The sequence below is a fragment of the Pseudomonas sp. RA_105y_Pfl2_P56 genome (genome assembly GCF_963970845.1).
Classification (GTDB): Bacteria; Pseudomonadota; Gammaproteobacteria; order Pseudomonadales; family Pseudomonadaceae; genus Aquipseudomonas; species Aquipseudomonas baetica_A.
The window spans coordinates 220,567-243,794 of the sequence record NZ_CAXAPL010000001.1 but is presented as its reverse complement, the minus strand read 5'-3'; the positions used below and the strand labels follow the sequence as shown (position 1 = coordinate 243,794).

At 58.9% G+C, this 23,228-nt stretch carries 16 protein-coding genes, 1 tRNA gene and 1 riboswitch; of the genes, 4 read left to right on the top strand and 13 right to left on the bottom strand.

Going from position 1 to position 23,228, the window contains the following annotated elements; genetic code table 11:
• Positions 1 to 370: 370 nt before the first annotated feature.
• The 12 genes from AACY11_RS01115 to AACY11_RS01060 all read right to left on the bottom strand — a co-directional run bounded on the left by AACY11_RS01115 (position 371) and on the right by AACY11_RS01060 (position 14,186).
• Positions 371 to 444: transfer RNA gene (locus AACY11_RS01115), tRNA-Gly, on the bottom strand.
• 158 nt (positions 445 to 602) lie between these two features.
• Positions 603 to 1,487 (bottom strand): alpha/beta fold hydrolase, encoded by an 885-nt coding sequence (locus AACY11_RS01110; RefSeq protein ID WP_339430718.1) that lies wholly within the window; start codon positions 1,485 to 1,487, stop codon positions 603 to 605.
• A gap of 317 nt (positions 1,488 to 1,804) precedes the next feature.
• The gene (locus tag AACY11_RS01105) at positions 1,805 to 2,497 is read right to left on the bottom strand and encodes a pseudouridine synthase (RefSeq protein WP_339430719.1); all 693 of its coding nucleotides are present in this window, start codon (positions 2,495 to 2,497) and stop codon (positions 1,805 to 1,807) included.
• Between the two features lie 33 nt (positions 2,498 to 2,530).
• Positions 2,531 to 2,761 (bottom strand): cysteine-rich CWC family protein, encoded by a 231-nt coding sequence (locus AACY11_RS01100; protein WP_339493662.1) that lies wholly within the window; start codon positions 2,759 to 2,761, stop codon positions 2,531 to 2,533.
• Positions 2,754 to 4,241 carry a sensor domain-containing diguanylate cyclase gene (locus tag AACY11_RS01095; RefSeq protein ID WP_339493660.1) on the bottom strand — a complete coding sequence of 496 codons (1,488 nt, stop codon included), beginning with the start codon at positions 4,239 to 4,241 and terminating at the stop codon, positions 2,754 to 2,756. The genes AACY11_RS01100 and AACY11_RS01095 overlap by 8 nt, the downstream gene beginning before the upstream one ends.
• A gap of 218 nt (positions 4,242 to 4,459) precedes the next feature.
• Entirely contained in the window at positions 4,460 to 6,232 is a 1,773-nt protein-coding gene (gene atzF / locus AACY11_RS01090) for an allophanate hydrolase (protein WP_339493658.1), read from the bottom strand.
• Between the two features lie 24 nt (positions 6,233 to 6,256).
• Positions 6,257 to 9,904, bottom strand: a complete 3,648-nt coding sequence (gene uca / locus AACY11_RS01085; protein ID WP_339493657.1) for an urea carboxylase — start codon at positions 9,902 to 9,904, stop codon at positions 6,257 to 6,259.
• Positions 9,905 to 10,095: 191 nt separating this feature from the next.
• Positions 10,096 to 10,749, bottom strand: coding sequence for an urea amidolyase associated protein UAAP2 (locus AACY11_RS01080; RefSeq protein WP_339430724.1), 654 nt, complete (start codon positions 10,747 to 10,749; stop codon positions 10,096 to 10,098).
• 11 nt (positions 10,750 to 10,760) lie between these two features.
• A complete protein-coding gene (locus AACY11_RS01075; RefSeq protein WP_339493656.1) occupies positions 10,761 to 11,486 on the bottom strand; it encodes an urea amidolyase associated protein UAAP1 in 726 nt (241 codons plus the stop codon).
• 13 nt (positions 11,487 to 11,499) lie between these two features.
• Positions 11,500 to 12,288: an ABC transporter ATP-binding protein gene (locus tag AACY11_RS01070; RefSeq protein WP_339430726.1), complete on the bottom strand. Its 789-nt coding sequence runs from the start codon at positions 12,286 to 12,288 to the stop codon at positions 11,500 to 11,502.
• Positions 12,285 to 13,100: an ABC transporter permease gene (locus AACY11_RS01065; RefSeq protein WP_339430727.1), complete on the bottom strand. Its 816-nt coding sequence runs from the start codon at positions 13,098 to 13,100 to the stop codon at positions 12,285 to 12,287. Before AACY11_RS01065 ends, AACY11_RS01070 begins: the two co-directional genes overlap by 4 nt.
• 18 nt (positions 13,101 to 13,118) lie before the next feature.
• Positions 13,119 to 14,186: a putative urea ABC transporter substrate-binding protein gene (locus AACY11_RS01060; RefSeq protein WP_339493655.1), complete on the bottom strand. Its 1,068-nt coding sequence runs from the start codon at positions 14,184 to 14,186 to the stop codon at positions 13,119 to 13,121.
• Between the two features lie 63 nt (positions 14,187 to 14,249).
• A riboswitch (guanidine-I (ykkC/yxkD leader) is annotated at positions 14,250 to 14,350 on the bottom strand.
• A 283-nt stretch (positions 14,351 to 14,633) separates the two neighbouring features.
• On the opposite strand from AACY11_RS01060, the gene AACY11_RS01055 reads away from it, so the two are divergent.
• Together AACY11_RS01055 and AACY11_RS01050 are read left to right on the top strand one after the other, a co-directional pair.
• The gene (locus AACY11_RS01055; RefSeq protein WP_093438415.1) at positions 14,634 to 14,897 is read left to right on the top strand and encodes a hypothetical protein; all 264 of its coding nucleotides are present in this window, start codon (positions 14,634 to 14,636) and stop codon (positions 14,895 to 14,897) included.
• Positions 14,898 to 15,077: 180 nt separating this feature from the next.
• The gene (locus AACY11_RS01050; RefSeq protein WP_194933739.1) at positions 15,078 to 15,485 is read left to right on the top strand and encodes a hypothetical protein; all 408 of its coding nucleotides are present in this window, start codon (positions 15,078 to 15,080) and stop codon (positions 15,483 to 15,485) included.
• Between the two features lie 126 nt (positions 15,486 to 15,611).
• Here the strand turns inward: AACY11_RS01050 and AACY11_RS01045 are convergent, their stop codons facing one another.
• Positions 15,612 to 20,738 carry an SET domain-containing protein-lysine N-methyltransferase gene (locus tag AACY11_RS01045; protein WP_339430729.1) on the bottom strand — a complete coding sequence of 1,709 codons (5,127 nt, stop codon included), beginning with the start codon at positions 20,736 to 20,738 and terminating at the stop codon, positions 15,612 to 15,614.
• Positions 20,739 to 21,125: 387 nt separating this feature from the next.
• On the opposite strand from AACY11_RS01045, the gene AACY11_RS01040 reads away from it, so the two are divergent.
• Positions 21,126 to 22,370, top strand: a complete 1,245-nt coding sequence (locus tag AACY11_RS01040) for a glycosyltransferase family 4 protein (protein ID WP_339493653.1) — start codon at positions 21,126 to 21,128, stop codon at positions 22,368 to 22,370.
• 1 nt (position 22,371) lies between these two features.
• Entirely contained in the window at positions 22,372 to 23,226 is an 855-nt protein-coding gene (locus AACY11_RS01035; RefSeq protein ID WP_339430731.1) for a hypothetical protein, read from the top strand.
• Positions 23,227 to 23,228 lie beyond the last annotated feature (2 nt).

Sequence of the window (23,228 nt, the reverse complement as noted above, 5' to 3'; positions counted from 1 at the left end):
AGAACCGGTGCAGTGTTGTCGATCTGTAAAGTCGGGCGAATCGCCGTTTTTTTGTGGGTGCGTAAACGCCTTCTGGAGGCCGTGTTTAAAGGTATTCGGTGTTACGTCCTGAAGCCTGCAAACCCTTGAGCTGTTGCCTGCCGGTACGCCAGAATTCGCCGGCTTGTGTGCCTGGAGGGTGGTCGGTAACTTGATAGGCCAAATCATGGGCTCTACCAACGAGCCCGAACCGGTGTTTCTCGCCATTCCGGCGTACGACACCGAGTCCCTGCTTGCTTTCTACAGCGCGTAAAAAAACCGGCCATCAAGGCCGGTTTTTTCTGTTTCTGCATCCCCCGCCGAACAGTGCGACGTGAGACCTCTATTCGATTGGAGCGGGTAGAGGGAATCGAACCCTCGTCGGAAGCTTGGGAAGCTACTGTTCTACCATTAAACTATACCCGCTCAGAGCGGCTGACTTTGTACCAGAGTCGCCAACGAATTTGAAGTTTTCTTTTGCGTGCGATGGCTTTAAATCGCTGAAAACGGTCAATCGCGGGCGAGCGCTGCGGGTAAGTAAACGAAAACCTCAACCCGGCAGGCTCGCTCGCGACGACGCTTTTTCAAATGGCCAGTGCATGGTGATCCTGAACAAACGAGTAACGCGTTCGGCTCGCCTGCGGTGCCGGTTTCAGAAAGCCGAGCAGGGCGTTCTGGCTATCTCGGCAGGCAGCCTTGTGCTCCATGTCGAGAAAGTGTCCGGTGGCCTGCAGCGTGGTGAAGGTGCTCTGCGCCACATGGTTGCCGAACAGGCGCGCATCGTCGGCGGCGGTGTACTCGTCCCATTCACCGTTGAGAAACAGCACCGGCACGTTGATTTTCTGCGCTGCATTCAAATAGCACAGACGATCACTGTGCAGCACGTCGCTGATGTGGAAGTGCATCTGCCCGTATTCGTGCTCGGCCAGGCTGCTGACGTGGCGGTAGTTGAAGCGCTTGAACAGCGACGGCAGGTGCTTGCCGATGGTGCTGTTGACCAGTTCACCTACCCGATCGCCATCGCGTTGGCCGAGGTAGTCGACGCCGCGCTCCAGGTAATCGAGCATGTGCGCGTTGATCACCGGAGAGAACGAGCTGATCACGGCTTTTTCGATGCGCCGAGGCTGGTGTGCGAGGGCAACCAGTGTGGCGGCGCCGCCCCAGGAAAACGACAGCACATGCTCAGCGCCGAAGTGGTCGATCAGTTCCAGCAGGATCTGCCCTTCGACTTCTTTCGTCAGATGTTTCTCGTGCAGGTTGTGGGCTTTTGACTTGCCCGCGTAGGGCTGGTCGTAGCAGACCACGTTGAATTGCGGGTGCAGGTTTTTCACAGTCTGTGCAAACGACGCAGTCGTGGCCATCGAGCCGTTGACCAGGATGATGGTCTTTTCTGCGGCGTCTGCGCGATAGAACTCCGTGTAAACCCGATACTGACCCTGTATATCCAGCACAGCGATTTCTGGCCTCATGTCATAAGACTCCTGGCAAGCAAGCGGGTATGCGCGCAAATAGAGATTGCACGAGCTTTGTGACAGGTAGGCATACGCCTGAAATTTGCTTGGCCCATGTCGATCCGGTACGGCAGGTCGACGGGTATTGTTATTGGCGGGCAGTCTGCCGGCTGAGGCGCAGCCCTGAGGGCTGTCTACCGGCAAAAAGTTTCTTAGAGGTATGTTGTGACTCGTCGGTCACATTTCGGCCGACGTCCTGATTCAAGCAGGGGGATCGGGATCGCGCAAGTGCCGTTGGTAAATTCTTTGACGACTTCTGCTGAGCGGTCGCGGCTTTAGAACAATTGAATCTCTTCGGTGCGCAAAGCGCGGTACTCGCCCGGTTTTAGCGCGTGATCGAGCAGCAACGGGCCGATGGAATCGCGGTGCAGGCGCAGGACTTTATTGTTGAAGTGACCAAACATGCGCTTCACCTGATGGTAGCGGCCCTCGACGATGCTCAAGCGCGCCGACCTTGGGCCGAGCAACTCCAGATGCGCCGGCTGCGTGGTCAGATCCTCGAAAGCAAAGTAGATCCCCTCGGCAAACGTGAGCGCATAGTGCGCGCCAATGTCCTGTTCGGTCTCCACGTAATAGACCTTCGGCAATTTGGTCTGCGGCTGGGTCAGGCGTCGCGACCAGGTGCCATCGTTGGTGATCAACATCAGCCCGGTGGTGTTGAAGTCCAGGCGTCCGGCGATGTGCAGGTCGTCTTTGTCCGGCTCATCGATCAGGTCGAGCACGGTCGGGTGTTGTGGGTCGCGGGTGGCGCTGACGCAACCTGCAGGTTTGTGCAGCATGAAGTAGCGCGCCGGTTTGCCGAGTTGCAGCACTTGGTCATCGACTTCGACGCGGCTGAACTCCAGTACATCGCTGTGGGGATCGATGACGACTTTTCCGTCAACCCGCACGCGCTTTTCCACCAGCAACAGGCGAACCTGCTGACGGTTGTAGCGGGGTAGATTGCTGAGGAAGCGGTCAACGCGCATGTTCAGGTTTCGCTGGGTGAAGGGGCGCGCATCTTACGGGATCGTCTGGCTGGCCGCTTGCAGTTGCGCCTGGACCTGCGCGCACCGTGGGCACAGGCAGGATGTGTCGCGCAGTTCGGGCGGCAATGCTTCGAGCACGGCCGGGTCGATGCTCACGCCGTAGCACCAGCAGGCGCGGTCGGCGGTGCGTGGGTCGGCCAGGCTGCAGTCGTTGCGGGCACCGCAGGCCGGGCAGAGGTCGGGTCTTGCATTGATGTCAGGCATAGGTCGAGTGGGGCATTTCCACGCAGGTGCGGTTGCGGCCGGTTTGCTTGGCCCGGTACATCGCATGATCGGCCCGGGACAGCAGGCTGTGCAAGGTGTCATCGCGTTGCAGGGTGGTGGCACCGATGCTCACCGTCAGATTTAGCGTATGGCCGTTGTAGGCATATTCGTGCTGTTCGACGTGCTGACGGATCTTCTCGGCAATGTTCTGACCGGTTTCGCCGTCGGTGTCCTTCAGCAAAACGATAAATTCCTCACCGCCCCAGCGGCAGACGATGTCGGCATGGCGCAGGCAACTCTGTAGATCCCGGGCGAAACCGATCAACACTTGATCGCCTGCCATGTGGCCGTAGGTGTCGTTCAGCACTTTGAAGTGATCGAGATCGAGCAGCAACGCGGTCAGCGGCTTGGTCTCGCGTTGCGCTTCGTGCAGGGCTTGCGCGGCCAGCAGATCAAAGCCGCGCCGGTTCGGCAGTTCGGTGAGGCTGTCGAGCGTGGCCTGGGCCTGGATTTTCGATTGAAACCGTTTGATCACACGGTTCAGCACTGCCAACACAATCAAGGTCACCAGCAGGCAAATCAGCAGATTGAGGTACAGCGACTGACGGATTTCACTCAGTGCACCGTCCTCGCGTTTATCAACGAACAGGTACCAGTTCAACTCCGGGATAAACCGCACGTTGAGGAAGTGCCCCTGGCCGTGGGCGGAGTATTCGTAGCGGCCGCTGTGGGGCTTGGGCAATTGGCTGACCAGGCTTTTCATGCTGTCGATTTCGCCGAGGCTCTGGCCAATGTGCGCGCCTTCAGGTCCGCCCTGGGCACCGGTCAATACCAGCCGGCCAAAGGTGTCGACGAAGTAAACACTGCGTTGATAGCGCTGTTGGTATTTGTCGATCAGCTTGATCACCGCGTCCACCGTCAGGCCGACACCCGCCGCGCCGATGAAGCGGTTGTGGTAGTCGTAGACCTTGTAGTTGATGAAGAACGTCAGGTTGTCCTTGTTGGCCAGATCCGGGTCGACGTTGATCTCGTACGGGTCTTTCATGTCGCGCACGCGAAAGTACCAGGCGTCACGCGGCTCCTCGACCTTGACCTGCTTGAGCACGCCTTTGGCGTGGTAGTAGGTGAGGGTGCTGTTGGAGACGAAAAACGCGGTGTAGGCGCCGTAATGGGTCATGACTTCGTCGAGATAACGGGTCATCTGCTCGGGGTTCTGTTCGCCGTTTACCACCCAGTCGCGCATGAAGGTATCGCGGGACATCATCGAGGAAATCAGGATCGGCCTGACAAGGTCTTTCTGGATTTCCGAATACACGGTGTCGGACGTCAGCGGCAGTTCGGTGTTGACGATGTTGTCGCGGATCGACGTGCGCGAGGCGTAGTAGCTGAGCAACGAGGTGGCGAGGAAACCGGCGCCCAGCAGGGCGATCAGCGTCAACACCAGTGAACGTTGGGAGTACAGCGCAGAGCGATGCGGCATGGCAGATCCGTTGGCAGTGGCCCGATGGCAAACATTCTAACGGGACTGCGGGGCAAATATCTGCTCCATGTGCGGTGCGAATGGTCGTTCCTGTACTGGCCTGAAGTGGCGCCACCCCTTATCGGTGTGCGCCTGCTCGCGATGGGGCCGTGACATTCACCCATGGTGTGGCTCAAACACTGCTATCGCGAGCCGGCTCACGCCTGCCAAGGAGCGCCTCAGGCCAGGGTTTTCAGATAGGCCCGCCATCCGCCCAGATGGCTGATATCCACGGCGCCCTCCAAGCCATACGGCTCACAGATGAACCCGTTCTCCCAGCGCCCATCCGCCAGTTGCACCTTGCCCAGGCCGAGCGGGGCGGGAATACCGGTAAGGAAGGAGCCCAATTCGCTGCTCGGCAACTCCCAGACTTCCACCGCAATGGCCACGCCGCCATCCTTCACCCTGACCATGCCCGGGCGCTTCGGTGGGCCACCCGCCAGGGCGTGAAGTTGATAGTCCGGCGAGCTGAACGTGGTTTCCAGCAAGCGCCCACCCCGTTGCGTGAGCTGCCCGTTCAACGGCAAACCTTGCAGATGCGCGCCGCACACCACCACGCGCGCGCGGTCATTGCGCGCCACGTTCGCAGGTGATGGCTGCGCGCAATCTTGCTGGCGCTGCAGCGCATCCGCCACGCTCAACAGGTATTGATCGGTGAACGCCCGTCCGAACAGCGTCACGCCCCACGGCAAACCATTGGCCATGAACGCGCTTGGCACGGCGACGGCGGCGTAATCGAGCAGGTTCATGAAGTTGGTGTAGTAACCGAGTTCGGAATTGCGCAGCACCGGTTCGGCGTCCAATTGCGCCAGTGTCACGGGACGGCCGAGGGTCGGGGTCAGCACGCAGTCGAGGTTTTCGAGGGCCTGATCGCAACGCGCTTTCAGGGCTTGCAGCCGATATTGGGCGCGGAAGGTCTGCACGCCCGTCACCGCCGCAGCCTTGGCCAGCACGGCGCGGATCACCGGCAAGACCGCTTGGGGATTCTCTTCCATCAATTCGCCCGCCACGCTGTAGCGCTCGGCGACCCACGGCCCTTCGTACAGCAAGCGTGCGGCTTCCAGGAACGGCGACAAATCCAGCTCGACCGCTTCGCCACCCAGGGCCTGGAGCCGGTCGATGGCATCGCCGAACAGCAGCGGGCCTTCGACGCAGCCGAAAAACTCCAGATCCTGCGCACGCGGGACCCCGAAGCGAAACGGCTGTGGCGCACCGAATGCCGAGCCGTCATTCCACGCCGGATTAAGGCGGCTGTACTCATCCCGTGGATCGAGTTTTGCGGTCAGTGCCAACAACTGACTGGCCTCGCGCGCGGTCGCGGTAAACGTGGTGACGCAATCCAGCGTCCGGCACGCCGGCAGCACCCCGGCCGTGGAGATCAGCCCTTTGCTGGCTTTCAAACCGATCAGGTTGTTCAGGGCCGCCGGCACCCGCCCTGACCCTGCAGTGTCGGTGCCCAGGGCAAAACTCGCCACGCCCAACGCCACCGCCAGCGACGAACCGGCGCTGGAACCTCCGGACGGATATTGCGGCAACACGCTGTTCGGACATGCGCCGTAGGGTGAGCGGCTGCCATTGAGGCCAGTCGCAAACTGATCGAGGTTGGTCTTGCCCAGCGGCACCGCTCCCAGCGCAATCAACTGCTCGACGATGGTCGCCGAGCGCTGTGGCGTGTAAGCGAACGCCGGGCACGCGGCGGTGGTGGGAATGCCCGCCAGATCGATGTTGTCCTTGATCGCAAACGGCACGCCGTACAGCGGCAGGCTGTCGATGTCGCGGCCGTCGAGGGCGGCGAGGTACGGCTCCAGTTCATCGACACTGAGCAAGTGGATGAACAGGTGATAGTCGGGATTCAGCGCGGCGGCTTTTTCGCGCAGTGCAGGCAGCAATGTGCGGGGTGTTGTTTCGCCCTTGATATAGGCCTGGCGCAGAACATCGAGTTGCAGATTCATGAGTTGATCCTTTTACAAATGGGTTCAGTCGAGCTCCAGCACCACGACCCGTTGACCTGCGCGCACCGCCGAACCCGGCTGCACACGAATTTCGCGTACGACGCCAGCCATTGGCGCGAGCACAGGGATTTCCATCTTCATCGATTCGAGAATCACCAGCACATCACCCGTCGCGACGCGGCTGCCAGCCTCGACTTGCACTTGCCAGAGGTTGCCGGCGATATGGCTTTCGATGCTCTGCAGGCCGTGCGCCAACGGTGCGTCCTCGGTTGATGGCGGCGCCACCTCTTCGCTGTCGAAGTGCGCCTGACCACTGGCGATCCAGCGTTCGCGCTCGGCGTTGAACGCGCCTTGTTGTTGGCTGCGAAACGCACTGATGCTGTGCGCTTCACGGCTCAGAAAATCCTGATACTCAGCGAGGTTGAGCTGGCTGTGCTCGATGTCCAGTTCAAAACGCCCGAGGGGGAAATCCCTGCGGATGCGCAGCAACGCTTCGGCGCTGACCGGGTAAAAACGAATCTGGTCGAAGAAACGCAGCAGCCACGGTTTGCCATCGAATGCCGCCACTTCGCGGTAGCGATTCCACATCTGTAACGTGCGCCCGACGAACTGATAACCGCCCGGGCCTTCCATGCCGTACACGCACAGGTAAGCGCCACCAATACCCACCGAGTTTTCGGCGGTCCAGGTGCGTGCCGGGTTGTATTTGGTGGTGACCAATCGATGGCGGGGGTCGAGCGGAGTGGCCACCGGCGCGCCGAGGTAGACGTCGCCAAGGCCCATCACCAGATAGCTCGCATCGAACACCGTGCGCTGTACTTCGTCGAGGTCCGGCAGGTCATTGATGCGGCGGATGAACTCCAGATTGCTCGGGCACCATGGGGCATCCTTGCGCACGGTGGTCATGTATTTCTCGATCGCCAACTGACAGGCCGGGTCGTCCCAGGACAGCGGTAAATGCACGATGCGCGACGGCACCTGCAAATCCTTGGCCGCGCACACCGCGTCCCACTCCCCGGCGACGATGCCGAGCAGGTCGGCGAGTGGCAATTGCTCGGGCTGGTAGTGAACTTGCAGCGAGCGAATGCCCGGCGTGAGGTCGATCACGCCGTGCAGGGATTTGCTTTCCAAAGCTTGCATCAGGGCGTGAGCGCGGAAGCGCAGGACCAGATCGAGTTCAGGCTCGCCGATTTCCAGCAACAGGTGAGTATCCCCACAGACTCGCGCAACAAGCCGCCGATCCCCCTGACCCAACTCCAACACCACGGGCGACACCAAACCCTGTGGGAGCGGGCTTGCTCGCGAAAGCGGTGTGTCAGGCACATCAATGTTGACGGACACGGCCTCTTCGCGAGCAAGCCCGCTCCCACAGGGGGTATCCCATTTCAGGGCGAGTTCGCGGGCGGTTTTGAGGTCCACCGGGATGAACTGGATTTTATCGCCAGCCTTGAGCTGCCCTAGCTGCCACAGATCGGCTTCGATCACCGTCACCGGGCACACAAACCCGCCGAGGCTCGGGCCGTCCGGGCCGAGGATCACCGGCATGTCACCGGTGAAGTCCACGGCGCCGATGGCGTAGGGATTGTCGTGAATGTTTGAGGGGTGCAACCCGGCCTCACCACCGTCGGCGCGCACCCATTCCGGTTTCGGGCCGATCAGGCGCACGCCAGTGCGGCTGGAGTTGAAGTGCACTTCCCACGGGCTCGCGAAGAAGGTGTCGATGGCGTGTTCGGTAAAGTATTCCGGTGCGCCGTGAGGGCCGTACATCACGCGAATCTGCCGCACGGCCGGCAACACGCTGATGTGCTGCGCCGCAAGTTGTTGACCGGCGCTGCGATCGGCCAGCGCCGGTATGTGCAACACGTCGCCAGTGCGCAGCGCACGACCGCCATGGCCGCCGAACTGGCCGAGGGTGAACGTGCTTTTGCTGCCCAGATAGTCCGGCACCTGCAAGCCGCCGCGCAGGCACAGATAACTGCGCGCCCCGGCGCCGTTGATACTGCCAAGGTTCAACGTCGCGCCCGCCGGGATCAGCAGCGCGGTGTTCATCGGCACGGTTTGACCCTCGCACGCCAAGGCAATCGGCGCCCCGGTCACCGCCACCACCGCCTCGCAGTTGAAGCGCAACATCGGCCCGCTCATGGTGATTTCCAGTGCCGCTGCGCCGTCGGCATTGCCAAGCAGGCGATTGCCCAGACGCAGCGCCCGGCTGTCCATTGGCCCCGAGGGCGGCACACCGACGGCCCAGTAACCGAGGCGACCGGGATAATCCTGCACGCTGGTTTGTGTGCCGGCGCTGAGCACCTCAAAGGTATTGGCGCGATAAACCAGGCTCTCCAGGCAACGGGTCCACGGCTCACCGCTGGCGAACGGGGTGTCGAGCAGAATCTGGCGCAGGTAATCGCGGTTGGTTTCCACGCCGTACAACTGGCTGTCACTGAGCGCCTGATGCAGTTCTGTGCGCGCTTGTTCACGGGTCGGTGCCCAGGCGATGACTTTGGCAATCATCGGGTCGAAGTACGGCGGGATCTCGCAGCCAGCCTCGACCCACGTGTCGATGCGCAACTGAATGCCGTTGGCCGGTGGGAATTCAACAGCCGTCAGCAGGCCCGGGCTTGGCTGAAAATCACGCCCCGGATCTTCGGCATACAAGCGCGCCTGAATGGCATGGCCGCCGGGTTTCAGGTCGCGGTACAACTCGGCGAGCGGCGCCAGCTCACCCGCGGCCAGTTCGACCATCCAACGCACCAGATCCACGCCCCAGACCTGTTCCGTGACGCCGTGCTCGACCTGCAAACGTGTGTTCACTTCAAGAAAATAGAAGCGCTGCGCCACGCTGTCGAAGACAAATTCAACGGTGCCGGCGCTCCGGTAATTGACCGCTTTGGCCAGTTTGATCGCCGCCGCACACAGCTCATCGGCCATGCCGACTGGCAGGTTGGGCGCTGGGGTTTCTTCGAGGACTTTCTGGTTGCGCCGCTGCACTGAACAGTCGCGCACACCGAGGGCGATGACTTCGCCGCGACCATCGCCGAATACCTGCACTTCCAGATGCCGGGCGCGCTGAATGTATTTCTCGATGAACACCCCGGCGTCGCTGAAGTTGTTCTGGCCCAGACGCTTGACCGCTTCGAATGAGTCGCTCAATTCGCTGGCGCTGCGGCACACGCGCATGCCGATGCCACCGCCGCCAGCGGTGCTTTTGAGCATGACCGGGTAGCCGACGTGCTCGCCAGCGATCAGCGCCGCGTCGAGGCTGTCGAGCAGTTCGGTGCCTTCGAGCATGGGGACGCCGTGCTGTTTCGCCAAAGCGCGCGCGGTGTGCTTGAGGCCGAACACCCGCAGTTGCTCCGGCGTCGGGCCGATGAAGGCGATGCCTTGGGCTTGGCACGCTTCAGCGAAAGCGGCGTTTTCCGAGAGAAAACCGTAGCCGGGATGAATCGCCGTGGCGCCGCTTTCTTTGGCAATCGCGAGGATTTTATCGACAGCCAGATAAGTGCTGGCCGCTGCACCTTCACCAAGGCTGTGGGCTTCATCGGCTTGCAGGATGTGCAGGCTGGCGGCATCGGCTTGGGCGTAAACGGCGACGCTTTTGACCTGCAACGGCGCGAGGGTGCGCAGAATGCGGCAGGCGATGGCGCCACGGTTGGCGATGAGGACTTTTTCGAACATGGCATAACCCCTGAAGGGGAAGCGGGCCGTCCCGCCGTTTTTCGACTGGCATCCGGGTCGTCCCGGATGAAACACACGTTCTCCCAATCAGCACAAAACCCTTGTGGGAGCGGGGCGTGCGGACGGTTTCAGGCACTGCCCGGATCGGGCCTGGCATAAGGCAAACAACCAGCGGCGCAAGCGGCGCAATTTCAGTTCCATACCAGCAGCTCCGCAGGGGTCGGGTTGTAGGCGTTGCACGGGTTGTTCAGTTGCGGGCAGTTGGAGATCAGCACGATCACGTCCATCTCGGCGCGCAGGTCGACGTATTTGCCCGGCGCGGAAATCCCGTCTTCGAAGGTCAGTCCACCGTCGGCAGTGACGGGGACGTTCATGAAGAAATTGATGTTCGGCCCGATGTCGCTTTTGCCCAGTCGCCCATCGTGCACGCAGGCGCGCAGGTAGTTGTCGCGGCAGCTGTGCATGTAGCGTTTTTCCAGGGCGTAGCGCACGGTGTTGCTCTCTTGCGCACACGCGCCGCCGAGGGTGTCGTGGCGTCCGCAGGTGTCGGCGACGAGGGTCAGCATCGGTTTGCCCAGATTGGAATAGAGCACGCTGCCGGTGCTCAGGTAGACGCTGTTCTGCCGACGCAAGGTGCGTTGCACGTCGTAGCGTTCTTTGGGGTTGGCGAGGCTGTAGAACAAGGTGTCGATCGCCTGGTTGCCTTCCAGATCAAGAATGCGCAGGGTCTGGCCGGCCTTGACCTCCATCAGCCAGGGTTCGCCGGCAGGGATGGTCGCGCGGTAGACCGCGGTGTCGGGTTGTCTGTTTTCGCAAACGTCAGCAGTAGCGATGGCAAATGACATGGCGGCGATCCTCAGGCGAACAAACGGTCAGTGTTGATAAATCCGCGCTCGTTCTCGGGGCGCGAGGTGCGGCAGTGTTCGGCGACGCTGGCGTCGGCGTTCATCCAGCTCAGCTTCAATGGTTTTGGCGCGTAGTCCGGCGCCGGGTCCATCGGGTGTTGCAGGGCGGTGAGCACCACCAGTGTGTCCATCGGTGCGTATAACTCGATGTAGTCGCCAGCCTTGGAGTGGTCTTCGACGAAATGCAAATGTCCCGCTTGATCGACGTTCACGCGGCTGAACAGGTTGAGGGTCATCAGCAGGTCGGACAGGCCCAGCCCCCACTTGCCCAGCTCCACCAACAGGTTGTCGGTGCCATTGCGAAAGAAGCCATTGCGCAGTTCCTGGTAGCGGCCCTGGCCGTACTTGTGCGCGACTTCTTCTGCGCAAAGCACACCGCCGAGGCTGTCGCTCCAGCCGCCGGTATCGGCGGTGATGGCTGCCAGCACGCGGCCCATGTCCGAATACAGGCAGTGGCCGGTGGTGAGCTTGGCGGTGTGTTGGCATTTGAGGCTGTCGGGCAGGTTCAGCCGCTCGGTTTTTTCGTTGGCGTTGAGCAGGGTCAGGCTGACGTTGGCGCCACCGCGCAGATCGGTCAGGCGCAGCAATTGGCCACGCTTCAACACGAAGGAACGGTGACCGCCACCGGGCAGCATTTCTTCTGCGAACGGTGGGAACAGTTGGGTCGAATCAGTCATTGGAAAGTGCCTCTCAAGCAGTTCGAAGTGCGCCCGCCAGTGACGCCGGCAAGGCTTCGACGGCGGCGCGTTGGGCGCGGCGGTCGCTGTTCAAAGGGATGTCATAGGTGATGCGTGCGCCATAGGCGCCGGGGGCGTGCGGGTCGAGTCGAACCTTGTCGAACACCAGCAGGCGAGTGCCGAGGCTGAAACCTTCGGACAGGTCATGGGTGACCATGAACACCGTCAACGGCGTCTCGCGCCACAGGTCCAGCAGCAGGGCATGCATGTCTTTGCGGATGCCTGGATCGAGTGCGCCGAACGGTTCGTCGAGCAGCAATACTCGCGGTTTCATGATCAGCGCCTGAGCAATCGCCAGCCGTTGCTGCATGCCACCGGACAGTTGCGCCGGATATTTGTCCAGCGCATGACCGAGGCCAACTTTGTGCAACAGCGCCGAAGCGTGTTCGCGTGCCTGGCGCCTGGCGCTGCCGAACAGACGCCCCAGCAGCGGCGAGTGCGGTAGCTCAAGGCCGATGACGACGTTGTCCAGCACGCTCAGGTGCGGGAACACCGAGTAGCGCTGGAACACCACGCCACGGCTGGCATCGGGCTCGCTGGCCAGCGCTTGACCGTCGAGCAGAATCTCGCCGCGACTGGCGGTTTCCTGGCCGAGCAGCAAACGCAGGAAGGTCGATTTACCGCAACCGGACGCACCGACCAGCGTGCAGAACTCGCCCTCGTTGACGTTCAGGTTCAGGCCTTCGAGCACGACCTGATCGGCGTATTGCTGCCAGACGTTTTTCACACGGATGAAGCTCATTTGGCGGCCCCTTCGTACCAGGGAAATGCGCGCCGCGTCAGGTGTTTCAAACCCCAATCCATCAGCCAGGCGAGGAGGGTGATCCACACGACGTAAGGCAGGATGACGTCCATCGCCAGATAGCGGCGCACCAGAAAAATCCGGTAGCCGAGCCCGTCGGTGGAGGCGATCGCCTCGGCGGCAATCAGGAACAACCACGCTGAACCGAGCATCAGCCGCAGCGATATCAGCAAACGTGGCAGCAGTTGCGGCAGCACCACGCGCAGCATCAGCGTCCAGGTCGAGGCGCCGAGGGTCTGCGCCTTGATCAGCAACTCGACGGGGATTTCCCGTGCGCGCTGTTCCAGATCCCGAGCGAGTGCCGGTGTGATGCCGATCACGATCAGCATCACTTTCGACAATTCGCCCAAGCCGAAAACGATGAACAGAATCGGCAGGATCGCGAGCGGCGGCACCATCGACAGCACCGTCAGCAGCGGTGACAACGGCGCACCGAATAACGGTAAAGTCCCGGCAGCGATGCCCAGACACAGCCCGGCCAGCGCAGCGATGCCGAGGCCGATGGCCAGGCGCCGCAGGCTCGAAGCGGTGTCCTGCCACAACAGGTAGTCACCGGTACGTTTGTCGGCATTGAAGGCCAGGCGTGTTACCGCGTCGCTCATTTGCACTGCGCTGGGCAGCAGTTTGTCGTTGGGGTTGTCTGCCAGTCGCTCGGCCGAACCCATGAAGTAGGCGAACAGCAACAACGCGAACGGCAGGATTACCAGCAACAAGCGGCTCGGACGATCCGGGTGGCGATTGATCAGGCGCATGGCCAAATCCTCCGTGGCTTACAGCTTGGCGTCGGCGGCCATCTGCACGTAGGTCGGATCGAAACGCAGCTTGAGGTTGCTGGTGTCGCCGCTGGTCACACCGTTGGCGAACGACATGCCGACGGCGCTGGTGTCTTTGGCGCCTTCACCGAGCAAACCGTGCTCGAACGAAAACTCAGCGACTTTGCGCATGGTTGCCGGCAGTTGTTTGCTGGTGGCGAAACTCAGTGCTTCGCTGGGGGTGGCGAACAGTTTGGTGGTGTCCAGTTGCGACTGGAACCCGGCGAGATCGGTGCCGGAGGCTTTGGCCATGAGCTCCAGCGCGGCTGTGCTCGCAGCATTCTTGGCGTTCATCAGTTCGACGACTTCGAACCAGGCGCCCGTCAGCGCTTTGCCCAGTGCCGGGTTGTCTTTGAGGGTGGCACTGTTGACCACCATCATGTCCATGATCTCGCCGGGAATCTGGCTGGAATTGAACACTTCGGTCACCCCCGGTTTGGCCTTGATGTCCGAGAGCATCGGGTTCCAGGTAGTGACGGCGTTGACCTGTTCGGTGTTGAAAGCGGCGGAGATATCGGCGTCGGAAGTGTTGACCACTTTCAGGTCTTTTTCGGTCAGATCGACCGAGTCCAGCGCCCGCGCCAGCAGGTAGTGCGACACCGACAGTTCAACCAGATTGACGTCCATGCCCTTGAGGTCGGCGACTTTCCTGCCTTCACCCTTGAGCACGATACCGTCGTTGCCGTTGGAGAAATCGCTGACGATCAGTGCGGTGCTGTCGACGCCGCCAGCGGCGGGAATGGTCAGTGCGTCCATGTTGGTCATGGTGCAGCCGTCGAACTGACCGGCGGTGTACTGGTTGATCGATTCGACATAGTCGTTGAGTTGCACGACGTCGATCTTGATCCCGTATTTCTTCGCCCACTTGTCGACAATGCCCTGGCTGCCGGCGTACTCCCATGGCATCCAGCCGGCATAGATTGTCCAACAGACGCTGAAATGGTCTTTCTGGGCGGCGGGGGATTGGGTGCTGACAAGCGCGGCGAAGACGGCGGCGAGCAGGGCTGGTAGGCGTAGTCGTGACATGGTGGATTCTCCAGTTGATCAAGGGCGGACAGGAAGGCAACGCGGCACCGCGAACGGTGGCTTGTCTCCCGGGCTTTTGTCCCGCCGTGTAACCTCAACTGGAGGTCGCCAACTCTCGGACCAGTCACTCGCAGATGCGAGCCGGAACCCTAGTCAGCCATTGCAAATTGTGGTGCCGCGAACCTGTGATGACTCCTGCACGGGTTTGCTTAAGCGAGACGCGTGCCAAGTCGCGTCAGGCGCTCTGGCACGGGCGCGCGGCTTACCTAGTGTTGGTGGCGAGGCTGCTGAGGCGCTTTGAGTTGGTGCGCGGCTGCACCGTGATGCAGCGTGTTTGCCGCTGATCCGATGATTTTGCGCTGTTGGCACTCGGTCTGGGTTTGCCAGTCAAAACAGATGTCAGCCGGTCTGTGCCGACTGCTGTCGCGGGTCTTTCAGGAGGCCGCCATGCTTATTCAAAAAACATTGCGAAGGGTGCTGCTGGGAGCGGTGCTCGGTTTGGGTCTGTCCGGTTGTTACTACTACGCCGGGCCCTACGATGCTTATCCGTCTACCTACTACTATCCCGGCTATTACTCACCTTATTCCTACGGTGGTTATTACGCTCCGCGCTACTACGGCGGCGCGCGTTATTACCACGGTGGCTACGGCTATCGAGGCGGTTACGGACGGGGTTATCACGGCGGCGGATATCACGGTGGCCACCATTAATCAGCGGCTGAATGACAGCGTTTTCCAAATGAACAGGATTTCATCAATCACTTGTTTCAACTTGTTGCAGGAACGCACCAGATGCCGAAAACGCTGTCTGATTTTTCGACAGTCACCGATTAAATGACTGTCGCCTGCCAGCGTCGCTGGTGTGGCCAACCCGCGGTCCAGGAGGCCGCCATGTATAGACGAATTCTTCTACTTGCTGCGATGATGTTTTCCGTTGCCGGTTGCGTCCCGTACTCCTACGCGGACTCGTATTACAGCTCAGAGGTCTACACATCACCCGCACCGGCCTACTACAACACGGGCGGCACGTATTACAACGGTGGCAGCACGTATTACGCGCAGCCTCGCTACTACCAGCCGGCCCCGCGGTATTACCAGCAACCGCGCTATTACCAATCGGCGCCGCGTTACTACCAGCCGGCTCCACGTTATTACGAAAGCCGTCGCTGGCACGACAACGATCGCGGGCGTTGGGATGGCCATCGTCGCGGCGGTTGGGATAACGATCACCGCGGTCGCGGTAACTATGACCGACACAGCGGGCGTGGTGACCATAACGGGCGTGGCAACCGATGGTAATCACCCGCCAACAAAAAGCGGCGCATAAAGCGCCGCTTTTTTGTGCCCGGAATATTGTCAGGATGCAGCCGCAACGGTAAACGCAGGATTAATGGCCATAGCAGGCTCGGCGCCGGAACTGAATACTCATCGACTAGGGTCCGGTTTAATCGCTATATCAGGCACTGGCTTATAGGAAAGGCCGTAATCAACCAGCAATTCTTCACCCTTCCTGATGTCATTCAGCGCCACGTAAAACGTCAGGTTTTTCCCCACTGCGATGGAAATGACGTTATTCGAGCGCCACGCCGGCCCACCGCCCAATTGCGAGGTATTGATCAGGCTCAGGTTGTTGCCCGTGTGCAGCGCACTCACCGAGCGATTGCCCGACCGTGTGCCGAACAAGTAGGTCAGTACAGCCCTTGAACCTTGTTTGCGTATTTCCTGAAACAACGACGCTTCTGATTCATGGAATTTGCCTGCGTACGGTCCTAGCACTTCAAATTTGGCAATATCGCGTCGTGCCCACACTGACGCGCCGCGATTGGGCCCACCGTCATCCAGTGCCGTGAACACTTCCAGAGTTTGATCAAACCGTGATTGATGCCGTCCTTCGGTACGCAACCAGTCTTTGATCGATTCCTTGATCTGGCTTGAAACGTTTTTTTTGCTTGCGTTATCGAGACCGTCAAGCAGGCCATTCCAGTGGGCGATACGGATGTCATCTATCGGCCCTTCGAGGGATAAAGTCCGGCTGATTGTCGGGTTTCGCGGGTCCTGCAGAATCGGCAGGTTGTTGTCGACCTGATGAGGCAACGACGAGGAGATCCCTGGTTCAACTTTGATAGCGACAGGCAAGATGTCCGAAGAGGGACCCGGAACTTCTGCGACACGGTCTGGCGTGTCGGCGGGTCTTTTCGGCGGCGGTGACTCCAGTGAGGCCGGCGCCGGACGCTTTTGTGGCGTACTCGTTTCAGCTTGTTGGCCTTCAAGGCGTGGCATGGAGCTTTGCCCCGAATGGCCTGCAACCTTGCGAATCATGGACTGCCCCCTTGGCCCAAGACTGCCATCGACCCGGACATAATTGTAAAAAGTGTTCGGATAAAGATGATGATGACCGGCAAATCCTTCGATGGTCATTGTGTCTCGCTCTTGCTGAGACATGTTTTGCCACGCAAGAACATGTGTTTCTTCCGGCTGGTTAAACGGTAAGTCGTCAGGACGGTCACGCACTAATACGCCAGTCGCGCTCAACTCGCCGTCGGGCTTCACGTAGTACTCGAATGTTTTCCGAGGCAGGTTGTTCTCTCGGGCAAACCCCTTGCGTGTGAGCCTCTGTCGCTCCGCTTGCGGTAATGCCTCCCAGTCCCGCAAATGTTCGGCAATGACCCTTTGCTTACGCACTCTCGAAGTCCGGCCTGTCAGTTGGGTGGACATTTCAGGAGGCAAGGCATTTTTGATACGGTGCAAGGCTGCGGTTCTGAGGGATCCATCGACTTTGACGTTCGCCTGCCATGTAGCAGGATTGAATGCGTGTTGACGGATGAATTCCTCTGCCGTGAGGGTGTTATCGCGCTGCCCGGAAAGCACCCACCACTGACGTAAATGTTCATCGGTCAAAGTCTTGTAGGTGCCACCGGCCGCGCGGTGCATCAAGGATTGTCCGGTTGGTTTCAGGCTTCCATCGGCATGTACATAGCCCGCAAAAGTCTCCGGGTGAAGAAAATGAAGACCGGAAAATCCTTGAGTTGTGATGGTGTCACGTTCTTGCTGGGTCAAGTTTTGCCAGGCACGGACATGCGTTTCGCTGGTCCTGTTGAAGGCTTTGTCTGTCGGACGGTCACGCACGAGTACGCCGGTTTCACTCAATTGGCCGTCAGGCTTCACGTAGTACTCAAATGTTTTTCGCGGCAGATTGTTCTGCAGCGCAAAGCCGTCACGCGTCAGCTTCTGCTGCTCTGCTTGAGGCAGCGCCTCCCATTGCCGCAGGTGCTCGGCAGTGACCCTTCGAGTCTTGCCCTTCGGAACCCGGCCGGGCCAGTCGATTTCCGGAACTCTCTGCGTATCAGGTTGCTGATCCGGGACAGGTTGATCGGTGTTTTTTTTCACCTTGTCCAGACGTTTGATCGCCTCCTCTGTCAGCGACCCATCCTGCCTGACATGTTTTCGCCATATGTTGGGGTTGAGCTGATGTTGATGCATGAACTGCGCTTCTGTCACCGTGTTGCCCGGTTGCCTGAAGAGCACATTCCACTGGTGTAAATGGTCATAACCGAATTTGTTATAGGCACCACCGGCCGCGCTGTGCAGCAGCGCTTCGCCGGCCGGCCCCAAGCGACCGTCGGCTCTTGCGTAACTTCTGAAGGTTGCCGGGTTGAAGTGATGCAGACCGGCAAATCCCCCCATGGTCATTTCGTCACGGGCTTTCTGCGTCATGTTCTGCCATTCACGGACATGCGCTACGTTCGGCAGATTGAAGGCTGTATCTGCGGGGCGGTCACGCACCAGCACGCCGGCAGCGCTCAATTCACCGCCAGGCTTGACGTAGTACTCAAATGTATTTCGCGGCAGTAGATACTGTCGGGCAAAGCCGCCGCGGGTAACTTGATGCTGTTGCGCCGGGGACAATGCTTCCCACATCCGTAAATGCAATGCACTAATCTCCCGTCCACCCCCTTGCGCGCCCAGTCGTTGCCACTGGTCACCGCGGAGATGCTGGATCAGCAATTCGGTTTGCCGGTTGCGGTGATAGACCCGCGCCTGCACGACGCCATCTTCACTGCGAGTGACTTGCCTGACCTCGTACACCGCTGTTTTACCGCTGCTATCGGTATGGCGTATGTGGGAGAGATGCCCGTCGGCGGCAACATATATCCCTTGGCCGTTGCGCGAGAGCCCGGCAATGCTGGATTCGGGCACACTGAAGTGACTGAACAGAGCATGGCTCAGCTCGTGCAACTCATCGAGGTATGAAGTGACCACTTTACCGGCGACCGCCTGGGTGGTGACTGCAAACTCCTCGATCGGACTGCCGTAAGGTCGCATCGTGTCGGCATCAAATGAATACCATTGACCGTTCTTCAATACAGCTGCGCCTTCCACAGTCTGGCCGGCGACTTTTACGGTGCCCGTTGCCGCTGCGTCATACTGTTTGCTGACAGCTTTCAATACTTCGTAACTGTCGGCAGCGCCCCTGAGCCGGTTGACGGTTTTGGCGCCTTTGGACAGTAGATAAAGGCCACCGGTCCCCACCAGTCTGGCCAGATCACCCAAGCCGCCCACCGGGTTGAGCACATCGATTGTGGCGACGCCGATGACATGGACGGTCTTCAAGGCCTTGGCTCCAGTGGAGAGCGCAGTGCTGCCGATCCTGATCAGTTTTCCTGCAGTGGCGGCGCCCGCCGTGAGAAAACCGAATATATCCACGGTGAGATCAAACACCGCCGCGCCATAGTTGCCCTGCTGAAAATTGACAATGGCTGATCGGAAGGGGATCAGGTTCAACAAAAACTCACCCAGCGGTTTGGGCTGGTAATACTCGTCCATGGGTGTCTGCCCGCGGGCCAGCGCTCTGATTGCGGGATCATCCAGATCGAGATGTTGCACAAAGGCGTCGGCAATCGCACGGGACCGAGCGCTGCTGAAACTGTTAAAAAGTGATTCGCTCAACGCGCGCTCACGCCCCAGCTCACTTGCCGCCTCACGGGGGATAAGCTCTCTGGTCGTAAAATATTTGTTGGCTTCCCTTGATTCCCGGTGCTTTGCCCTGTGCAGGGCTGTTCGTTCAATCGTGTCTTTATTGATATTGATTTCATACGCCCGAAGGTTGCCGCTCAGCTCCGTTCTGATGAGCAGTCCGGGCTCGTTCGGGCAAGGAGTATGATTAAAGAAACCATCTGACACATATGAACCTTGTTGGAAGAAACTGATTTTTCCAAACTCGAAGTTCTTTTTGTCCTCCAGTGGGAGCAGGCAGATCATGTGCCTGACCGTTGTATTGACGGCGGCTTTTTTATCCTCGATGGCGCGCGTGAACTGCTGCTCGAAAGCTTCCCGCACTCCAAACGTCGGGTTGTTATTCAATGCCTCCAACGGGATGCGGGCATCAATGGATGCCAGCGGCCGCGGATTGGGCAAATCCATCATCGCGTAATCCTGTAGCGAATGAATGCCACTGAAACCCGACTGCCCACTCTCGCCGCGATACGTATCCGTGTGGAGTGCCTTGACCTCGAAAAGCGTGCCCAGATCGCCAAATCGCTCTATCAATACGGCCAGGGCAATGTCTTTTCGTGTCGGTAATTCTTTGTCCAGTATTCTGGCGGCAACAAGCCGCTCATCAAGCTCCTGGTTAAATGCCGCCCTTATCGTTTCAAGTTGTCCGGCGGGGTAGTTATCAGCGTGCCGTTTCAGAATGATTTGGTTGGCGACAGCCCAATCGAGTAATACGGCTGCCTGAATGCGTTGGCTGGATGCAGGGTCAACCAGGCGAGCACTTTCAGACTGACTCATGATCTGGGCAAACGACATGCCGGGGACTTTGCCCGGTGTTTGAGCCTCGATGGTCATTGCCGCAATGGTCAGGTTCGCCCATGCCAGACTGCCAACTTTTACATTCCCGGGTATGTCCTCAATCAGAAATTGCGGTGCCGACCTGCCCAGCAAAAGGTACGCACCGGCTTTCGCCAGGGCAGCGCTGGTTCTACCTTCCCGGCTCAAGTGATCAGCCAGGTTATCTGCGACTTCAGAGGCGCGCCGGCCCCAATGCTGATCACTGGCCAGATCAAAATCGGCTGTTTTGCGCCGATCAGGGGCAGTGATCGATTCGGGGTCCAGTTGCAGTGTGATGCCTGCCAGCAGGTAATCCATCGCACTGCTTTCGCTGTCGATACCCTGCATTCTTCGTTGCAGCGCATTGCCCATCAGTTGCCCTTGCGCGGAGCCGATCAGGATTTCGAGTATCCGGGCAGGATCGTTCGCGATGTTATCCGGGAGTGGGCAGCGATAACGCAGAAACTCCAGCGCACCACCCTGGGTCTGCATCACCAACGGCTGGTCGCCCAAGTGGTGCGCATGATTCATCGTAATCAGGCGCAAGCGCCGTTGTTCGTCTGGATTCAGTGGAATCGGCCAGGACAACGCCCCACCCCAATTGCCTAAGGGGGGCTCAATCGTGCTGTCAGTGACAGCCGGCAGCGCTTCGATGCCTTCAGGTTCATCGGGGGGGAGCGGTTGTGTCAGCGAAGGTGTGCGTTCTAGGGTGTTGCCCGTCATGAGACTGTCCATAGTCAAAGAGTCGTCCTTGGGAAAGCGCGGTTAGGCGCTTCCAGCGTTCACGAGTGTAAAAACACGCGGTGAACACATTCCATAAATCAAGTGCGAGTTCTTGTGTCCAGTTAAACGCCGTGTTGGCGGTCGGACAGGATGTAGATTTGCGTCCGGTCCGACCCTGCGTCTGGCTCAGTAACCCGTCAAATCCGCCAACGGATGCCGCCCCGCGTTACTACGCAACCGTCGAAAAGTCGTCCCGTTAGCCATCTCCTAGGGCATTCCCAGACGCTTCCTACAGTTTCATTTCCTTGCATTTGTTAGCGTCTGTTCGTGCCGATCAAGGTGAGCAAAACTCAGTTCAACAGCGGCGAATAAAAGGACGATGCCGCTATGAAGCTTCTTGTTATTCACCAAAACTTTCCGGGCCAGTTCCGTCATGTGGTGCTGGCGGCGATTGACAGGCGTTATGAGGTTTTAGCGATAGGTCGGGATACGGCGCCGGGTATCGCAGGGGTGAAAATATATCGATACCGCGCTGCCAGCCGAGCGCCGAGCGGTATTCACCCCTACCTGACCCGTTACGAACAAGCGGTGACTGATGGACAGAAGGTTTTTGAAACTCTGAGCCGGCTGAAACATTCGGGTTATCGGCCGGACGTGATTCTCGCTCATCCCGGATGGGGGGAAACGCTCTTCGTCAAGGATGTCTATCCTGACGCGCCGCTTATTCACTATTGCGAATATTACTATCGGGCGCAGGGCGCAGATTCCGGGTTCGACCCTGAATTCCCGCGAGCAACAAGAGAGTCATCAAGGCTGCGAGTGCTCAATTCGCTGCATCTTTTGAATCTTGAGCAATGTGACATTGCCATTGCGCCCACGCGGTGGCAGCGCAGTCTCTTTCCGGCCGCTTATCAGTCGGCCATTCGGGTTATTCACGAGGGCGTCATTCAGAGTTCCTGTTTGGCGAAAGCTGGGGCCGTCAGGTTGCCCAATGGCGTCGAACTGAGAGCCGGGCAGCCGATCGTTACTTATGTCGCGAGGAATCTTGAGCCTTATCGCGGGTTTCACAGTTTTATGCGAGCGATCCCGCATATTCAGGCTGAGTGTCCCGGTGCGCAGATAATCATAGTGGGCGGTGATGACGTCAGTTACGGGGGTAAGCCGGTTGGCTATGCAAATTGGCGCAGCAGGATGGAGGCAGAGGTAAGTTTCGATCATTCCACCGTTCATTTCACAGGGAAGCTTCCTTACCAGACTTACCGGGCAGTTCTGGACTGTTCAAAGGTTCATGTTTATTTGACGTATCCGTTTGTTATGTCGTGGTCGTTACTGGAGGCGATGGCGGCTGGGTGTGTGGTAGTAGCGTCGGATACGGCTCCGGTAAGGGAGGTGATCGTCGATGGTCACAATGGAATGCTGGTGGATTTCTTCGATCATCACGGTATCGCCAAACGTATTGCCAAGGTTCTTGATTCCGTTGATGAGTTCGACTGCCTGCGCCGCGCTGCGAAGTTGACGGCGAGCAGATTTGATGTGGCGTACGGCACGAAACATTACTTTGAGGTATTTGAAAGCGCGATGTTCGGGCATCCCAAGAAACCGCATGCTCGTCAGTTTGACAGGGAGATTTGAAATGCTCCGGATGTCGCACAAGCCATGGGTTAAATGGTTTAAGAGGTTGTTGAAATACGGCTTGTTTATTTATGCCTGTTATTGCGTGGTGAATTTTTATATCCGTGAAGAACAGGTCGCCGAGGCGATGGCAATCTATTACGCGGATCAGGAGGCCTGTCAAAAGAAGCTGGCGAGCATGAAGCAGGTGCCCATACTGGGCGGCAGCTATGTGGATAAGACTCTGGTCCCGGAGTTTTATGTGGGCATGCCTGAACTGGCGAATAAGAAAGCGTGTCTGGCCAATACGCTCAAGGGGCATTTCTGGTGGACCGGGACGGAGATACGGTCTTACCACGATCAGAGTGTAAAGCCGACTCCTGAAAGTTGGCGTCTTTATAAACTGAACGCTGGGCTTTATACAAAAAAAGAAAACACTGAACCCCATGAACGGGGCTATCGGCACGTCAACTGGCCGGATGAGTTGATTGTGAAGTTGAAAAATTATCCTGGACTGGAACTTTGGCTGAATGCACCTCCGCCGCATTTCAAGAATGAGGCTTCCGTTCGAAAGTTTGTCATTGCTGACTGGCCGCGGCGTGATGGCACTCCTCGATTGATAAGCTGTAACGGCTTGATTCGCCCGGCTGCTGAGGAGGAACTGACTGACGAGAAATTGGCGAAACTCAGTAGGGCCGAATTGGAAAACCTGGATTTTGGGAGTTTGAACTTTTTTTGCACTGTGGAGTTACACAGCTTTGATTTTTCCGGAGGGCACGGTCGGGTAAGTCTCGGTCTATCGTCATTACGAGAGTCACCTGAGATGCTTAAGTTTCTCAGTAGCTATCTTTCACGCTCTGTTATTACAAGGAAGTAACG

Bases quoted from the DNA above. Each gene is read 5' to 3' on its own strand.
- AACY11_RS01110 (WP_339430718.1), bottom strand. From the start codon at position 1,487: ATGAGGCCAGAAATCGCTGTGCTGGATATACAGGGTCAGTATCGGGTT.
- AACY11_RS01105 (WP_339430719.1), bottom strand. From the start codon at position 2,497: ATGCGCGTTGACCGCTTCCTCAGCAATCTACCCCGCTACAACCGTCAG.
- AACY11_RS01100 (WP_339493662.1), bottom strand. From the start codon at position 2,761: ATGCCTGACATCAATGCAAGACCCGACCTCTGCCCGGCCTGCGGTGCC.
- AACY11_RS01095 (WP_339493660.1), bottom strand. From the start codon at position 4,241: ATGCCGCATCGCTCTGCGCTGTACTCCCAACGTTCACTGGTGTTGACG.
- atzF (WP_339493658.1), bottom strand. From the start codon at position 6,232: ATGAATCTGCAACTCGATGTTCTGCGCCAGGCCTATATCAAGGGCGAA.
- uca (WP_339493657.1), bottom strand. From the start codon at position 9,904: ATGTTCGAAAAAGTCCTCATCGCCAACCGTGGCGCCATCGCCTGCCGC.
- AACY11_RS01080 (WP_339430724.1), bottom strand. From the start codon at position 10,749: ATGTCATTTGCCATCGCTACTGCTGACGTTTGCGAAAACAGACAACCC.
- AACY11_RS01075 (WP_339493656.1), bottom strand. From the start codon at position 11,486: ATGACTGATTCGACCCAACTGTTCCCACCGTTCGCAGAAGAAATGCTG.
- AACY11_RS01070 (WP_339430726.1), bottom strand. From the start codon at position 12,288: ATGAGCTTCATCCGTGTGAAAAACGTCTGGCAGCAATACGCCGATCAG.
- AACY11_RS01065 (WP_339430727.1), bottom strand. From the start codon at position 13,100: ATGCGCCTGATCAATCGCCACCCGGATCGTCCGAGCCGCTTGTTGCTG.
- AACY11_RS01060 (WP_339493655.1), bottom strand. From the start codon at position 14,186: ATGTCACGACTACGCCTACCAGCCCTGCTCGCCGCCGTCTTCGCCGCG.
- AACY11_RS01055 (WP_093438415.1), top strand. From the start codon at position 14,634: ATGCTTATTCAAAAAACATTGCGAAGGGTGCTGCTGGGAGCGGTGCTC.
- AACY11_RS01050 (WP_194933739.1), top strand. From the start codon at position 15,078: ATGTATAGACGAATTCTTCTACTTGCTGCGATGATGTTTTCCGTTGCC.
- AACY11_RS01045 (WP_339430729.1), bottom strand. From the start codon at position 20,738: ATGACGGGCAACACCCTAGAACGCACACCTTCGCTGACACAACCGCTC.
- AACY11_RS01040 (WP_339493653.1), top strand. From the start codon at position 21,126: ATGAAGCTTCTTGTTATTCACCAAAACTTTCCGGGCCAGTTCCGTCAT.
- AACY11_RS01035 (WP_339430731.1), top strand. From the start codon at position 22,372: ATGCTCCGGATGTCGCACAAGCCATGGGTTAAATGGTTTAAGAGGTTG.